The sequence below is a fragment of the Bradyrhizobium sp. 2S1 genome (genome assembly GCF_011516625.5).
Lineage (GTDB): Bacteria > Pseudomonadota > Alphaproteobacteria > Rhizobiales > Xanthobacteraceae > Bradyrhizobium > Bradyrhizobium septentrionale.
In genome coordinates this window covers 7,896,308-7,911,742 of sequence record NZ_CP147717.1, presented here as the reverse complement: position 1 = coordinate 7,911,742, position 15,435 = coordinate 7,896,308, and the positions used below count along the sequence as shown (strand labels likewise).

The following is a 15,435-nucleotide window of genomic DNA, read 5'->3' as shown; positions in this document are numbered from 1 at the left end:
TGCCTGGCGCCAATCGGAGGAGCTTCAGCCGGGCTCCGACGGAAGGGAATTATGGATTTTTGCAATCTGCCGTGCGCGGCTACGGCACGGCATCGGCCAGGGTGACCTGCATGTCGGGGTCCTGCTTCAGGGTATTTTTCAGAAACGCGCGGACGGCGCGGATGCGCGGGGCAAATTGCAGGTCACTATGGACATTGAGCCACACCTCCCGAACGGTGCCGGCGAGGGCGGGCAGCACGGGTATGAGGTCGGGCCGGTCGTTTGTGGCAAAGCTCGGCAGCATCACGATGCCGAGGCCGCCCGCCGCAGCGTTCATCTGCGCGATCATGCTGTTGGAGTGGAAGGCGATCTTCGGCTCTTCGATGACGTCGGCGAGCCAGCGCACCGAATCGACCTGGACCAGGTCCTCGATGTAGGAGACGAACCAATGATCCCCGAGGTCGCGAAGGCTTGCCGGCGTGCCGTGATGGTCGAGATAGCTCTGGCTCGCGAATAGCCCAAGCCGAAACTTGCCGATGCGCTCCGAGATCAGGCCCGGACCGGGTGGCCGGAAGAACGACACGAACAGATCGGCCTCGCGCTTGTGGACGTAGACCGTCTGGGCTGATGTGACGAGTTCGACGGCGAGTTGCGGCGTGGTGCGACGCAGCTTGGCAAAGCGTTGCGCAAGGTAGAGCGAGGCGATCCCCTCCATGGTGGCGAGCCGCACGTTCCCGGCGAGTTCCTGGGTGTCGCCGGCGCTGGCCTCCTCGCGAATGGCGATCACCGCGCTCTCGACCCGCTCGGCATGACGCAGCAACCGCTCGCCGATTTCGTTGAGCTTGAGACCGGTGCGGTGGCGTTCGAACACCGCAACCCCGAGGGAAGCCTCCATCTGGGCGATGCGCCGGCTGACGGTGGAATGGTCCAGCCGCAGCCGCTTTGCTGTCTGGCTCAAATTTCCGGCGCGGGCGGCGCAGAGAAAGACCCGCAAATCGTCCCAGTTGATCGTATCGAACATGACCTGCCTCCCGATTGCGGATCTTGTCAGCAAAGCAATTCCCGTTCCAACACCCGGTGGCTCCGATCCTTCGCAACCGACCTTGCGACAATTCCGATGCACGCCGGGAAGGCAGGGATGATAGCGCTTCGCCCACCCATCCTAGCCGGGATTTTCGATATGCTCCCTCGTTTCAAGGCTGCTGCCGTCCACGCTGCGCCCGTCTTCCTCGACAGCCGGGCGACCACCGAAAAGGCGATCGCCATCATTCGCGAGGCGGCCAGGGCCGGCGCCGAGCTGATCGCGTTTCCAGAAACCTATATTCCCGCCTTTCCGGTCTGGGCCGCGCTGTGGCCTCCGATCGACAATCACGATCTGTTCGTGCGCATGGCGGAGCAATCCGTGCTGGCGGACGGACCGGAAGTGGCGCAGCTTTGCGCCGAGGCGCGCGCCCTCGGCGTCACCGTCTCGATCGGCATCAGCGAACGCTCAACCGTCAGCGTCGGGGGGCTGTGGAACTCGAATCTGCTGATCGGGGAGACCGGTGAAATTCTGGTCCACCACCGCAAGCTGGTTCCGACCTTCTATGAGAAGCTGGTGTGGTCGTCGGGGGATGGTGCGGGCCTTAAGGTCGCGGAGACGCGGCAGGGCCGGATCGGCGGGTTGATCTGTGGCGAGAACACCAATCCATTGGCCCGCTTCGCGCTGATGGCGCAGGGCGAACAGGTGCACATCTCGAGCTGGCCGCCGATGTGGCCCACAAGGCGTCCGGCAGGCGGCGGCAATTTCGACAACGTCGCCGCCAACCGCATCCGGGCCAGCGCCCACTGCTTCGAAGCCAAGGTCTTCGGGATCGTGACCGCCGGCTATATGGATGAGCCGATGCGTGCCTTCCTCATCGAACGCGATCGAAATATCGCCGACGTGATCGACCGGACACCACGTGCCGCGAGCTTCTTCGTCGATCCGACGGGCAACGTGTTTGGCGATCAATTGCAGGACCAGGAGGGGATCGCCTACGCGGAGATCGATCTCAATCATTGCGTCGAGCCGAAACAGTTTCACGACGTGGTCGGTTACTACAACCGCTTCGACATCTTTGACGTGACGGTCGACCGCAGCCGGCTGACCCCGGCACGATTTCGCGATGAAGAACAGCCAATGGCGGAAGCGCAAGACGAGGCAATTCTATCCGTCGATGCTGACGCTGGTTCGAACGGACAGCGGCGCGATGTGAGCAACTTCAATCGCAGTCGCACCTTTGGTTCCTGACGGCGGTTCGAACGAAATGGGCGATCGTAGGCGGCTTGGGTAGCTGCATGCCGGTGCTGTTGCCAATAGGGGAATGGTTGATTACGCTTTACCCCAGGTTGGCACCCCAGCGCTCTTTCGATCGGCCGGACGCTCATGCCCAAATTCCTTCGCATCGGAGTCCATCAGTCGAACGTTTCCGGATACACGTCAAAGGCATGGTGCATTCGACGGGTTGGTTCGACGGTCTTCCTGAAATGGGGCGCCGTGGAGGTTCAGGGCGCTGGAGTCGGGCGCAAGGTCTACTGGACGTTTCCACCGCAGGAAAAAACCATTCGCTGCCGCGCGGTGCAGCGTGCCCAGGACTACACAAAGGCCGCAATCGCGCGGCGGCGCAGCCATCGCTATGAGCCACTGACCGGAAATATTGCGAACCGGCGGCGAACCGCCGATCGAAGCCCGGAGCTCAAACAGGCGCTCGCCACGATCCTCTTTGTCGATATCGTCCGATCGACCGAAAAGGCCGCGCGGCTCGGCGATTCACGTTGGGCGCAGGTGATGAATCACTATTACGCCGCCGTTCGTCGGGAGCTGAAGGCCTTGCGCGGCAAGGAAGTCGTGACGACAGGAGACGGCGTGCTGGCGACGTTTGGCGCGCCGGCCGCCGGGATCCGTTGCGCGACCGCGATCCGTGACGCCGTGCGCACGCTGGGACTGGAGATCAGGGTCGGACTGCACGCGGGCGAATACAAGGTGAGCGGGGCGGAGGTGATCGGTCTCGCGTTTCACATCGGCGCGCGCGTCGCCGCCAAAGCCCATGCCGGCGAAGTGCTGGTCTCGAGCGCGGTCAAGGATCTGATGCCGGAGTCGGGAATCCGCTTCAAGGATCGCGGCGCGCACCAGCTCAAGGGCGTGCCGGAGCGATGGCGGCTCTACCGGGTCGAACATTAGGCTGTCGCTGCGGGCGTGGACGCCTGCCTTGCATCTTGCAGCCCGCATGAGCGAAGCGATATGCGGGACCGAAGACCCGGATGTCGCGGAGCCTGTCATCGGGCGCGCGTTCGCGCGACCCGTTGGCTCATCCGGGCTTCTGTAACGGGCCTTTGTAAGTCAATCCCTTTTTGCGTGATCCACTCGCCGGGCACTTGCTTCTGTACGGGATCGGCGCGAAGGCCGTCGCCTGATGGGGTGCATTGAGGAGCCGGCCGGCCAATCTACGGAAGCGTGGTTGTGAGCCACTTCCCGGATGGCGGCCTGACCGGATCCATCGTCCCGGCGCAGGGACCTCGCTCAGGGAGAGCCTGGTGTCGTGGCCCGCCCAGAACCGATTGCTGCTCCTTGCTTAGGTTGCCGAGGCCTTGGCCATCGGGTTGAACGGTTTGGCGTCGGCGAGCATGCGATGCAGAACGACGGCGAGCTTGCGTGCGAGCGCCACCTTGGCCTTGCGCAGGCCTGCGCGCCGGGCGATCCGCATCGCCCAGCCTTTCAGCGCCGAGCAGTTCCTGACCGGCTTGGTCAGCATGACGTGAGCCGCTTGATAGAGCGCCTCGCGCACGGAGGCATCGCCGATCTTGCTGATGCGGCCGGTATAGTCGGTTTCGCCCGATTGGTACTTCTTCGGGGTGAGGCCAAAATGCGCTCCCGTCGCCTTCGAGGACCGGAAGCGCTTCGGGTCGTCGACCGCCGAGGCGTAGGTAAGCGCCACGATCGGGCCGACGGACGGTGTCGTCATCAGGAGGCGGGCTTGAGGGTGCGACCTGGCGAGCTTTTGGGTGTGCTTATCCAGGCCATTGAACTCGCGCCGCAGCACGGCGTGGGCTTCGAGCAGCGCCTGTGCCACGATCTCAAGTCCGGGATGGCCCGCTACGAGCTCCCGGATGCGTTCGGCGAACGTGCGCTCGGTGGTCGTGCCGACCTTCAGACCGAAGCCGCGGAGCACGCCGCGCAGGCTGTTCTCGATGTCGCGCAGCTTGGACTGCAGCAGCTTGCGTGCCGTCAGAACCGCCCGCGTCTCTTGCGCTTCGATCGACTTGCAGTGCACCGGCCGGAACCAGCCCAGCCGCATCAGTTGCGCGATCCCGCGGGCATCGTTGCGGTCCGACTTCACCGGCATCGCCTTGAAGGCATCGCGGACGTGCCGCGTCTCCAACAGTTCGACTGCCAGGCCCGCATCCCGCATCGCTGCGTAGAGCCATTGCGACAGCGGACCAGCCTCCAGCCCGATCCGTTCCAGCACCAACCCCAGCGACCGCAACCAGGTGATCAAGGCCTCCGGCTCACTCGCAACCCTCGCCTCGCGCAAAATCTTACCTGTCCCATCGACAAGGCAGACGCTCGAGCATTCCAAAGACACGTCGATTCCTGCATAGTGGTACATGGTCGTCCCTTAATGATGCTTGGAGCGGGCTTGCCCGACTCCGTTTATTGACACCATCAGTTTGAGGGACGACCGCCTTCCAACCAACAGGCCGCTCGCGAGCGCGCTTCCAAATCGCGCCGTAGCGAGCGGGCGGCCGGCCCGTTACCCCATCTACGCGAGCTGTACCACAAACAGTAGGCGCCGGCGGGGGCCCGCTGACGCACTCTTGCCAAAATAGTTAGCCCCGATTAACCAGCCTTTTGCATCAACCTTGCCGTTTAAGACTGTCGCAATTGGCAATAATTATTGAGTATCTTGCGGCCGGCGATTCCCGTTAAGGGACCGTGTCGCCACTTCGGCAAATTTTCGGCGATTTTGGGGATAGTGAACCGCATGTGCGGCATCGTCGGCATTCTTGGACGCGCTCCGGTCGCGGAGCAATTGGTGGATTCGCTCAAGCGGCTGGAGTATCGCGGCTATGATTCCGCGGGTGTCGCCACGCTGGAGAATGGCACCCTGGCGCGGCGCCGTGCCGAGGGCAAGCTGAAGAATCTGGAGGCCCGGCTGGAGGCCAAGCCGCTCGGCGGCCACACCGGCATCGGCCACACCCGCTGGGCCACCCACGGCAGGCCGACCGAGAACAACGCGCATCCGCACGCCACCGAGCGCGTCGCCGTGGTGCATAACGGCATCATCGAGAATTTCCGCGAGCTGCGCGAGGGCCTCGAGGCCAAGGGCGCGGTGTTCTCGACCGAGACCGACACCGAGGTCGTGGTGCATCTGGTCGACAATCTGCTCAAGGGCGGCGTCAAGCCGATCGAGGCGGTGAGGGCGGTGCTGTCGGAGTTGCGCGGCGCGTTCGCGCTCGGCTTCATCTTCGCCGGCGAGGACGATCTGATGATCGGCGCCCGCAACGGCCCGCCGCTCGCGGTCGGCCATGGCGAGGGCGAGATGTATCTCGGCTCGGACGCGATCGCGCTCGGGCCGTTCACCGACACGATCAGCTATCTCGAGGACGGCGACTGGGTGGTTCTCAACCGCAAGGGCGCCACGATCTTCGACAAGGACAACGCCATCGTCCACCGCGAGGCGATCAAGCACACCACCGCGACCGCGCTGGTCGACAAGGCCAACTATCGCCACTTCATGGCGAAGGAGATTCACGAGCAGCCCGAAGTGGTCGGGCACACGCTCGCGCGCTATGTCGACATGGCGACCGAGCGCGTCACCATGCCGGTCAAGCTGCCGTTCGATTTCAAGGATATCCAGCGCATCTCGATCACCGCCTGCGGCACCGCGAGCTATGCCGGCTTCGTAGCGAAATACTGGCTGGAAAAGCTGGCGCGGCTGCCGGTCGAGCTCGATGTCGCATCCGAATTCCGCTACCGCGAGGCGCCCTTGCGCAAGGGCGACCTTGCGATTTTCATCTCGCAGTCGGGCGAGACCGCCGACACGCTGGCGGCGCTGCGCTACGCCAAGTCGCAGGGCGCGCACACGCTGTCGGTCGTCAACGTGCCGACCTCGACGATCGCGCGCGAGAGCGAGACCGTGCTGCAGACGCTGGCCGGCCCCGAGATCGGCGTCGCCTCGACCAAGGCCTTCACCTGCCAGCTGATGGTGCTGGCCTCGCTCGCGGTCGCCGCCGGCAAGGCGCGCGGCGAGCTGTCCGATGCCGACGAGGCCAAGCTGGTGCACGGCCTGGTCGAGATTCCGCGCCTGATGTCGGAAGCGCTCACCACGGAAGTGCAGATCGAGAAGCTGGCGCGCGAGATCTCGAAATCGCGCGACGTGCTCTATCTCGGCCGCGGCACCAGCTATCCGCTGGCGCTGGAAGGCGCGCTGAAGCTGAAGGAAATCTCCTACATCCATGCCGAGGGCTACGCCGCCGGCGAGCTCAAGCACGGGCCGATCGCGCTGATCGACGAGCACATGCCGGTCGTGGTGATAGCGCCCTACGACAAGGTGTTCGAGAAGACCGTCTCCAACATGCAGGAGGTCGCCGCCCGCGGCGGCAAGATCATCCTGATGACCGACGCCAAGGGCGCGGCGGAGGCCACCATCCAGTCGCTGGTGACGATCGTGATGCCGGACATGGGGGCGACCTTCGCGCCGATCGTTTACGCCGTTCCGGTGCAGCTGCTCGCCTATCATACCGCCGTGGTGATGGGCACCGACGTCGATCAGCCCCGGAATCTGGCCAAATCGGTCACGGTCGAATAGCCGCAAGCCGCGGCTTCACGCGGCCCCTTCAAAAATGCGTCAGAATGGCTTAGCTGGGTGTTGGACTACGGCCGCTTCGACGACCTAGGAACCGCAATGACTTCCAACAAAGTGCCTCCCCCCGCGCCAGGTGACCTGCCCCCGGACGCTCCCCGAGGGCTGATGGCGCGGTTTCGCAACTATTTCCTGACCGGCCTGGTGGTGGCCGGTCCGATCGCGATCACCTTCTATCTGACCTGGTGGTTCGTGAACTGGGTCGACAATCTGGTCCGGCCGTTCGTGCCGACGGCCTACCGGCCGGAAACCTACCTACCGTTCGGGCTGCCCGGTTCCGGCCTGATCGTCGCCGTCATCGCGCTGACGCTGCTCGGCTTCCTCACCGCCAATCTGATCGGGCGAACCCTGGTCGATCTGGGCGAACGGCTGCTCGGGCGGATTCCGGCGGTGCGGGCGATCTATCGCGGCCTGAAGCAAGTGTTCGAGACGCTGTTCTCCGGCAACGGCTCGAGCTTCCGCCGCGTCGGCCTGGTCGAGTTTCCGTCGCCCGGCATGTGGTCGATCGTGCTGATCTCGCAGGCGCCGAACCCTGAACTCGCCGCCAGCCTGCCCGCAGAGGAGGAGCACATCTCGGTGTTCCTGCCCTGCGCGCCGAACCCGACCACCGGATTCTTCTTCTACGTGCCGAAGAGCAAGATCATCGAGATCGAGATGAGCACCGAGGATGCCGCGACGCTGATCATGTCGTGCGGCGTGGTACAGCCCGGCGGCGCCAACGATCAGAAGCGCGCCGCGGCGCTCGCCGGCATGGCCAATGCCGCGCGCATCGCCAACCAGGCCTCGCTGCAGCCGGCCACACAGCCCGCGCCGGCGAAGGTGGAGGGATAGGCGACGTCATTCCGGGATGCGCGAAGCGCAGACCCGGAATCTCGAGATACCCCGATGTCACTCGCACATCTGAGGTTCGCATCTTCGATGCGCCCCGGAATGACCGCTCAAATCACCCCGCGCCGATCAGCGGCACGGCCTCGTCGCGTTCGTAGAGATAGAGCAGGGCGCGCAGCGCCTCGCCGCGCTCGCCCTTCAGCTTCGGATTGTCCTTCATGATGCGCAGCGCCTCGTCGCGGGCCTGGGTGATCAGCTGGCCATGCACCTCGGAGCGCGCGATGCGGTAGCCGGGCAGGCCGCTCTGGCGGATCCCGAGCACGTCGCCTTCGCCGCGCAGCTTCAGATCCTCCTCGGCGATCCGGAAGCCGTCGGTGGTCTCGCGGATCACTTTCAGCCGCGCCTTCGACATCTCGCCGAGCGGCTCCTTGTAGAGCAACAGGCAGGTCGAGGCCTCCGAGCCGCGGCCGATGCGGCCGCGCAGCTGATGCAGTTGCGCCAGACCAAAGCGTTCGGCGTTCTCGATCACCATGATGGTCGCGGCCGGGACGTCGACGCCGACCTCGACGACGGTCGTTGCGACCAGGAGCCCGATCTCGTGCGCGGCGAACTGCGCCATCACGCGATCCTTGTCGGTGCCCTTCATTTGGCCGTGCACGAGGCCGACGCGATCGCCGAACCGCTTTTGCAAGCTCTCGAAACGCTCGGTCGCGTTGGTGAGGTGCTCGGTACCTTCGGCCTCCGATTCATCGACCAGCGGACAGATCCAGTACACCAGCTTGCCGGCGCCAAGCGCGCGGCCGACGCCGTCCATCACATCCTCGATCCGGCTCATCGGCACCGCGCGGGTGTCGATCGGCTGGCGGCCGGCCGGCTTTTCGCGCAGCTCCGAGACGTCCATGTCGCCAAAATATGTCAGCACCAGCGTGCGCGGGATCGGGGTCGCGCTCAGCACCAGCACGTCGACGGCCTCGCCCTTGGAGGTCAGAGCAAGCCGCTCGCGCACGCCAAAACGATGCTGCTCATCGACCACGGCAAGTGCCAGCGCCTTGTAGATCACATCGTCCTGGATCAGCGCATGGGTGCCGACCAGCAGATCGATCTCGCCGGCCTCGAGCTGCGCCAGCAGTTCGCGGCGCTCCTTGCCTTTCTCGCGGCCGGTGAGGATCGCAACCCGCATGCCGGCGCGTTCGGCGAGCGGCGCGATGGTCTTGATGTGCTGCCGCGCCAGAATTTCGGTCGGCGCCATCAATGCGGCCTGCTTGCCGGCTTCCGCGACCGCTGCGGCGGCAAGCAGCGCCACCACGGTCTTGCCGGAACCGACGTCGCCCTGCACGAGGCGCAGCATCCGCACCGGCTGTTGCAGGTCTGCGATGATCGCGGCCACTGCCTCCTGCTGCGACTTGGTCAGCGCATAGGGCAGGGCGTCGATGATCTTGTTGCGCAGATGGCCGTCGCCAGCATTGCGGACGCCGGCGGGGCGGCGCAGCGTGGCGCGGACCAGCGCCAGCGCAAGCTGACCGGCCAGCAGTTCGTCGAAGGCGAGCCGCGACCAGAACGGGCCATCCGGCAAGATGTCGGTCAGCTCGACTGGAACATGGACGCGGGTCAGCGCCTCCCGGATCGGCGGGAAATTGCAGCGGCGCAGCACTTCGGGGCTGATCCACTCCGGCAGATCCGGCAGCCTGGTCAGCGCCTGCGCAATCGCGCGGCGGAGCGAGCCGATCGCAAGCCCCTCGGTCAGCGGATAGACCGGATCGATGCCGGAGAGCTTTGCAAAGCCGGCTTCATCGACGACGCGATCGGGATGCACGATCTGCGGGATGCCGTCATACATCGCCAGTGTGCCGGAAACGTAACGCTTTTCGCCGACTGGCAGCAGCTTCTCGACATAGCCGGGCTGGGCGCGGAAGAAGGTCAGGACGACGTCGCCGGTGTCGTCGCTGGCATAGACGAGGTAGGGCGCGCGCGCATTGCGCGGCGGCGGCGGGCGATGGCGGTCGACGGTGACCTCCAGCGTGACCATGGTTCCGACCGCAGCGTCGCGGATCTTCGGCCGCGCGCGGCGGTCGATCACGCTCGCCGGCAGATGCAGCAGGAGATCGACCAGCCGCGGCGTCTCGCTGCGGTCAAGCAGATAGCGCAGCAGCTTGTCCTGCTTCGGGCCGACACCCTGGAGGGTCGTGACCTGGGCAAACAGCGGATTGAGCAGGGCGGGGCGCATCGCGAGAATCTAAGTCCGTTTCACTCCGTCATGCCCGGCCTTGTGCCGGGCATCCACGTCTTTTTTAGGCGAGCATAGACGGCCGGGTCCCGTCTACGCCAAGAGCCACGCCAAGGCTTCGACGGGCGCACAAGCCCGGCAATGACGGCATTCCCCCCCAAGCAACCCCCAAAAGCGACGGATGAGGGCTGACATCGGCCGTCGCCGTCGCTATATCAAGGCCCGCCCGGCACGTCCGGGCTTTTGGCGTTCGATGGATTTTGGGACATGACGGGATCGACACGATCGAGCAACGGGCTCGATGACCGCCGCAAGCGGCTTTTGTTTCGCTGCTGGCATCGCGGCACCCGGGAGATGGACCTGATCCTCGGCCGCTTTGCCGACGCGACCATTGCGGATCTGTCGGATCAGGAGATCGGCGAGCTCGAGCACCTGATCGAGGTGCCGGATCCCGACCTCTATGCCGCGCTGACCGGCGACAGGGTGCTGCCGGCCGAATACGCGACCGCGCTGTTTGCCCGCATCAAGGCGTTCCGGGTGGCGGATCACGGCGCATGAAACAGCCGATGAAATCTCCGGCCGCGATGCTCGCGGCGGGCCGGGTGCTGACCATCGCCAATGTCGCCGAGGGCGCCGAGGGGCTCGTCATCTCGGATCTGGCGCGCGCCATCGCCGCGCAGCCGAAGCGGCCGGCAGTCAGCCTCGCCGTGGTGTGCCGCGACGGCGCGCGGATGCAGCAGCTCGCCCGCGCGCTTGAGTTCTTCGCGCCCGATATCGCGGTGATGCAGGTTCCGGCCTGGGACTGCCAGCCCTATGACCGCGTCTCGCCGCATTCCGGCATTCTGGCGCAACGCCTGACCGCGCTGGCAAAGCTGTCGCGGCTGGTGGGCAGCGACAAGCCGCTGATCGTGCTGACCACCGTGAACGCCGCCGTGCAGCGGGTGCCGGCGCGCGGGTTGGTCGCAGCCCAAGCGCTGTCGGTTGCGCCGGGCAATGTGGTGCCGATGGATTCGGTCGTGGCCTGGCTCGAGCACAACGGCTACACCCGCTCGTCCACGGTGCGCGAGCCCGGCGAATACGCGGTGCGCGGCGGTATCCTCGACCTGTTTCCAGCCGGCCTCGATCAGCCGGTTCGCTTCGACTTCTTCGGCGACAGCCTGGAATCGATCCGCACCTTCGATGCCGAGACCCAGCGCACGCTGCTCGACATGCGCGGGCTCGACCTCGTGCCGGTCTCGGAATTCCAGCTCACGACAGAGACCATCCGCCGCTTCCGCATGGGCTATGTCGCAGCGTTCGGCGCGCCGGAGCGCGACGACCAGCTCTATGAGGCGGTCTCCGAGGGACGCCGCCATCCCGGCATGGAGCACTGGCTGCCGCTGTTCCAGGAGCGGATGGACACGCTGTTCGACTATCTCGACGGCGCCGCAATCGCGATCGAGCCGCAGGCCGAGGACGCCGCGCGCGAGCGCTTCACGCAAATCGCCGACTATTACGAGGCGCGGCGCGAGGCGCTGGAGCATCCGGGCAGCGGCGCGATCTACAAGCCACTGCCGCCGGACCAGCTCTATCTGACCGAGGCCGAATGGACAAAACTGCTCGGCGAGGCGCCGCTGGCGCGGCTGACGCCGTTCGCGGTGCCCGAAGGCTCGCCCGACATGTTCGACGCCGGCGCGCGGCAGGGCCGCAATTTCGCGCCGGAGCGCGCCGACGGCAACGTCAACGTGTTCGAGGCCGTGGTCGGCCATGTCGGCGCGCTGCAGTCGCAGCGCAAGAAGGTCATCATCGCGCTGTGGAGCGAAGGCTCGCGCGACCGCATGGGCGCGATGCTGCGCGACCACAAGCTGCTCAACACGACCAGCGTCAACACCTGGCGGATCGTGCAGGCGACACCGCGCAACGAGACCATGCTGGCCGTGGTCGGCATGGAGTCCGGCTTCGAGACCGATGAATTCGCCGTCATCAGCGAGCAGGACATTCTCGGCGACCGTCTGGTGCGGCCACGCAAGGCGAGCCGCAAGCTCGACAATTTCATCTCGGAGGTGACGAGCCTGGCGACCGGCGATCTGGTCGTGCATGTCGAGCACGGCATCGGCCGTTTCGTCGGATTGCAGACGCTGGAAGTCTCCGGCGCGCCGCATGACTGCCTCGAGCTGCATTACGCGGCCGAGACAAAGCTGTTCCTGCCGGTCGAGAACATCGAGCTGCTGTCGCGCTACGGCTCCGACAGCGCCAATGTCGAGCTCGACCGTCTGGGTGGCGGCGGCTGGCAGGCGCGCAAGGCGAAGCTGAAGAACCGCATCCGCGAGATTGCGGGCGAGCTGATCAAGATCGCCGCCGAGCGGCAGCTGCACGAGGCGCCGAAATTCCCGCTGCAGCCGCATGTCTATGACGAGTTCTGCGCGCGCTTCCCTTATGAGGAGACCGAGGATCAGCTAGGCGCCATCACCTCGACCTTGAAGGACCTCGAAATCGGCCGTCCGATGGACCGGCTGATCTGCGGCGACGTCGGCTTCGGCAAGACCGAGGTGGCGCTGCGCGCGGCATTCGCCGTGGCGCTGGAGGGCAAGCAGGTCGCGGTCGTGGTGCCGACCACGCTGCTGGCGCGTCAGCATTCGCGGACCTTCACCGAGCGCTTCCGCGGCTTCCCGGTCAACATCGCGCAGGCCTCGCGGCTGGTCTCGACCAAGGAGTTGAACCAGGTCAAGAAGGGGCTCACCGACGGCCAGGTCGACATTGTCGTCGGTACCCACGCGCTGCTCGGCAAGGCCATCAAGTTCAAGGACCTCGGCCTGCTGATCGTCGACGAGGAGCAGCATTTCGGCGTCAGCCACAAGGAGCGGCTGAAGCAGCTCCGCGCCCAGGTCCACGTGCTGACTTTGTCGGCGACCCCGATCCCGCGCACCCTTCAATTGGCACTGACCGGCGTCCGCGAACTCTCGATCATTGCCTCGCCGCCGGTCGACCGCCTCGCGGTGCGCACCTTCGTCGCGCCGCACGATCCCCTGATGATCCGCGAGGCGCTGCTGCGCGAACGCTATCGCGGCGGGCAGGCGTTCTACGTCGTACCGCGGATCGAGGATCTCGCCGGCGTCAAGGATTTCCTCGACAAGAACGTGCCGGAGATGAAGGTCGCGGTCGCCCACGGCCAGATGCCGCCGACTGTGATCGAGGACATCATGTCGGCGTTCTACGACGGCAAATACGACGTCCTGCTGTCGACCACGATCGTCGAGTCCGGTCTCGACATTCCGAACGCCAACACGCTGATCGTGCACCGCGCCGACATGTTCGGTCTCGCCCAGCTCTACCAGCTGCGCGGTCGCGTCGGCCGTTCCAAGCTTCGTGCCTATGCGCTGTTCACGCTGCCGGCGCAGCACAAGATCACGGCGCAGGCGGAGCGGCGGCTCAAGGTGCTGCAGTCGCTTGAGACGTTGGGCGCCGGCTTCCAGCTCGCCTCGCACGACCTCGACATCCGCGGCGCCGGCAATCTCTTGGGCGAAGAGCAATCCGGCCACATCAAGGAAGTCGGCTTCGAGCTGTACCAGTCGATGCTCGAGGAGGCGATCGTCAATCTGAAGGCCGGTGTCGCCGAGCCCGCCGCCGACCGCTGGTCGCCGCAGATCACGATCGGCATGCCGGTCCTGATCCCCGAGGACTATGTCAACGATCTCAGCGTGCGGCTCTCGCTCTATCGCCGTCTGGCCGATCTCGAGACCGACGAGGAGATCGACAATTTCGCCGCCGAGATGCGCGACCGCTTTGGCGTGCTGCCCGACGAAGTCCGCTATCTGTTCAAGGTCGCCGCGATCAAGGCTTACTGCCGCAGGGCCAATGTCGGGAAGGTCGACGCCGGGCCGAAGGGCGCCGTGATCGCATTCCGCGACAACAGCTTTGCCCATCCGGAACGGCTGGTAAGCTTCATCCGCCAGCACGGCCAGGCCGCCAAGGTGCGGCCCGACATGAAGGTGGTGTTCTTCCAGGAATGGGATACGCCGGAAGAGCGGCTCGCCGGCACCACCGAGATCCTGCGCCAACTCGCCAATCTCGCGGAGAGCAAGAAGGCGGCTTAGGTCGCTGCACTTGCTCTTACTGCCGAATGCGAGGCGCCGTCGTTGTCATGGCGGGAATGGGTGGGATCAAGGTCCTGCAGGGCGAGGATGCGTTAACAAGCTATCGCTTTCATACCGGATCAGCGCAGCGCTTCTTCTGCTCTCGCTGCGGAATATACACACATCGTCAACGACGATCTAACCAGAATCTTTATGCCGTAAACGTGGCTTGCCTGGACGGGGTGAGCCCATTCGATTTCTCTAAGGTGCCCGTCATGGACGGCGTCGACCACACGAACGACACCGGCAGGCCAACGCGTCGAGCAGGCACACTCCGCCTCATCTCAGCTGTCTAACTATCGCTGTCCGCCGACGACCGCTGGGCAAGGCTCTCGCCTAGAAGATGACCGTCTCCAGCTACGCCGTGAACCCAGTCTGCCAAGGCAGACGGCTTGCCAGAGTCTGCTATGCACCTTTAGCGACCAAATTCTGCAGCGCAGCCAAATGACGCAACGGGCCCAAATGCGGAAATTGTCAAACCAGAATGATGCAAGCGTTCGGTCACTATCGCGGCAAATGCAGCTTGTCAGGAGGACCGACCGGACCAAGGTCCGTCCAGAGAGTTTCATCGGAGAGTTTTTTCAATGTATGCGCGGCAACCTTGCTCGGGGGATGGACGTCATACCGGAACCATCCAGTTGTGCCCGCCGTGTCATTAGCTTGGATGCGCTTGCGGCGCGAAGGGTGCACATCCCAAGCTTTGGCCTTGGCTGCTGGTATAGTCTTTCCCCAATGCGTGACGATCCCATCCAACGGACACTGTGCGATCTCGATCACGTAGCCTCCGCCGTGGAGATCAAACTGGAATGTCAGCAGATCAATTGCGGACTGACCGATTCGGCGCAGATGCGGAAAAGATCCCTTGAATCCTTGAGTGCGTAGCCAGGGAATAATGGCAGTTTTGATTTCTCGATCCATGTCAGCCCGCGAGTCGCCCACCTTTGCTCCTTGCAGCTGCGCTAACCCGCCCGGCACAATTGCCTCGGTCTCGCTAACCCTTACCGCGATTTATCCAAGCCTGCACTCTCGCCGGTATCGAAGTTGTCCGCTTCGGGTCATTCGCGACCGAGACGAGCGGCAGCGAATCCGGTCATGTCCGCCGTTCTGCTGAAAGCGGAAGTAATTTCAAAGGATTAGTCTAGCGGCACGCCATGAGGCGTTGCTGGCGCGCCGCGAGACGTGATTCAAGCCCTGAAACCGGAGCCTCGAATCATACGCTACGAACTCAGCGATTGCGGATGGACCACCATTAAACCGGTGCTAGCGAACAAGCCGCATCGAACGTTCTTCAATCCGATTAAGCAATGTCGGCATGTTGCGGACCCGATACGACAAGCGCGCGGCCAACTATCTGGCGTTCATCGAGCTCGCATCAATCCGCGTTTGGCTGCGTGCTAATGAGTCGTCG

The 15,435-nt window shown here is 64.7% G+C and carries 10 protein-coding genes and 2 pseudogenes; 8 read left to right on the top strand and 4 right to left on the bottom strand.

What is annotated here, in order from left to right; genetic code table 11:
• Nucleotides 1-79: 79 nt before the first annotated feature.
• The gene (locus HAP54_RS37395; protein ID WP_166295647.1) at nt 80-1,000 is read right to left on the bottom strand and encodes a LysR family transcriptional regulator; all 921 of its coding nucleotides are present in this window, start codon (nt 998-1,000) and stop codon (nt 80-82) included.
• Between the two features lie 159 nt (nt 1,001-1,159).
• Between HAP54_RS37395 and HAP54_RS37390 the strand changes: the two genes are divergently transcribed.
• Together HAP54_RS37390 and HAP54_RS37385 are read left to right on the top strand one after the other, a co-directional pair.
• Nucleotides 1,160-2,251, top strand: a complete 1,092-nt coding sequence (locus HAP54_RS37390; RefSeq protein WP_166306768.1) for a carbon-nitrogen hydrolase family protein — start codon at nt 1,160-1,162, stop codon at nt 2,249-2,251.
• Between the two features lie 135 nt (nt 2,252-2,386).
• Nucleotides 2,387-3,181 (top strand): adenylate/guanylate cyclase domain-containing protein, encoded by a 795-nt coding sequence (locus tag HAP54_RS37385; protein WP_166295644.1) that lies wholly within the window; start codon nt 2,387-2,389, stop codon nt 3,179-3,181.
• Between the two features lie 391 nt (nt 3,182-3,572).
• Here the strand turns inward: HAP54_RS37385 and HAP54_RS37380 are convergent, their stop codons facing one another.
• On the bottom strand, nt 3,573-4,607 hold the full coding sequence (locus HAP54_RS37380) for an IS110 family transposase (RefSeq protein ID WP_166294930.1): 1,035 nt from the start codon (nt 4,605-4,607) through the stop codon (nt 3,573-3,575).
• A gap of 375 nt (nt 4,608-4,982) precedes the next feature.
• Between HAP54_RS37380 and glmS the strand changes: the two genes are divergently transcribed.
• A complete protein-coding gene (glmS, locus tag HAP54_RS37375) occupies nt 4,983-6,809 on the top strand; it encodes a glutamine--fructose-6-phosphate transaminase (isomerizing) (RefSeq protein ID WP_166295642.1) in 1,827 nt (608 codons plus the stop codon).
• 96 nt (nt 6,810-6,905) lie between these two features.
• On the top strand, nt 6,906-7,694 hold the full coding sequence (locus HAP54_RS37370) for a DUF502 domain-containing protein (RefSeq protein WP_166295639.1): 789 nt from the start codon (nt 6,906-6,908) through the stop codon (nt 7,692-7,694).
• Between the two features lie 112 nt (nt 7,695-7,806).
• Here HAP54_RS37370 and recG read toward each other — a convergent pair whose 3' ends face one another.
• Nucleotides 7,807-9,915 carry an ATP-dependent DNA helicase RecG gene (gene recG, locus HAP54_RS37365; protein WP_166295636.1) on the bottom strand — a complete coding sequence of 703 codons (2,109 nt, stop codon included), beginning with the start codon at nt 9,913-9,915 and terminating at the stop codon, nt 7,807-7,809.
• A 267-nt stretch (nt 9,916-10,182) separates the two neighbouring features.
• Here recG and HAP54_RS37360 point away from each other — a divergent pair, with 267 nt between their 5' ends.
• The 3 genes and pseudogenes from HAP54_RS37360 to HAP54_RS37350 form a co-directional block, all read left to right on the top strand.
• On the top strand, nt 10,183-10,473 hold the full coding sequence (locus tag HAP54_RS37360; protein WP_166295633.1) for a succinate dehydrogenase assembly factor 2: 291 nt from the start codon (nt 10,183-10,185) through the stop codon (nt 10,471-10,473).
• Nucleotides 10,470-13,988, top strand: coding sequence for a transcription-repair coupling factor (gene mfd, locus HAP54_RS37355; protein WP_166295630.1), 3,519 nt, complete (start codon nt 10,470-10,472; stop codon nt 13,986-13,988). The genes HAP54_RS37360 and mfd overlap by 4 nt, the downstream gene beginning before the upstream one ends.
• 2 nt (nt 13,989-13,990) lie before the next feature.
• Nucleotides 13,991-14,323 (top strand): annotated as a pseudogene (locus tag HAP54_RS37350) (GFA family protein); the annotation flags it as partial.
• Between the two features lie 208 nt (nt 14,324-14,531).
• On the opposite strand, the gene HAP54_RS37345 reads toward HAP54_RS37350, so the two are convergent.
• On the bottom strand, nt 14,532-14,945 hold the full coding sequence (locus HAP54_RS37345; protein ID WP_166295624.1) for a DUF4304 domain-containing protein: 414 nt from the start codon (nt 14,943-14,945) through the stop codon (nt 14,532-14,534).
• 366 nt (nt 14,946-15,311) lie between these two features.
• Here HAP54_RS37345 and HAP54_RS37340 point away from each other — a divergent pair.
• Nucleotides 15,312-15,435 (top strand): annotated as a pseudogene (locus HAP54_RS37340) (IS5/IS1182 family transposase); the annotation flags it as partial.

What these genes read in the sequence shown, in the direction of transcription:
- HAP54_RS37370 (WP_166295639.1), top strand. Translation starts at nt 6,906, where the DNA reads ATGACTTCCAACAAAGTGCCTCCCCCCGCGCCAGGTGACCTGCCCCCG.
- HAP54_RS37345 (WP_166295624.1), bottom strand. Translation starts at nt 14,945, where the DNA reads ATGGATCGAGAAATCAAAACTGCCATTATTCCCTGGCTACGCACTCAA.
- HAP54_RS37390 (WP_166306768.1), top strand. Translation starts at nt 1,160, where the DNA reads ATGCTCCCTCGTTTCAAGGCTGCTGCCGTCCACGCTGCGCCCGTCTTC.
- glmS (WP_166295642.1), top strand. Translation starts at nt 4,983, where the DNA reads ATGTGCGGCATCGTCGGCATTCTTGGACGCGCTCCGGTCGCGGAGCAA.
- HAP54_RS37395 (WP_166295647.1), bottom strand. Translation starts at nt 1,000, where the DNA reads ATGTTCGATACGATCAACTGGGACGATTTGCGGGTCTTTCTCTGCGCC.
- HAP54_RS37380 (WP_166294930.1), bottom strand. Translation starts at nt 4,607, where the DNA reads ATGTACCACTATGCAGGAATCGACGTGTCTTTGGAATGCTCGAGCGTC.
- mfd (WP_166295630.1), top strand. Translation starts at nt 10,470, where the DNA reads ATGAAACAGCCGATGAAATCTCCGGCCGCGATGCTCGCGGCGGGCCGG.
- HAP54_RS37360 (WP_166295633.1), top strand. Translation starts at nt 10,183, where the DNA reads ATGACGGGATCGACACGATCGAGCAACGGGCTCGATGACCGCCGCAAG.
- HAP54_RS37385 (WP_166295644.1), top strand. Translation starts at nt 2,387, where the DNA reads ATGCCCAAATTCCTTCGCATCGGAGTCCATCAGTCGAACGTTTCCGGA.
- recG (WP_166295636.1), bottom strand. Translation starts at nt 9,915, where the DNA reads ATGCGCCCCGCCCTGCTCAATCCGCTGTTTGCCCAGGTCACGACCCTC.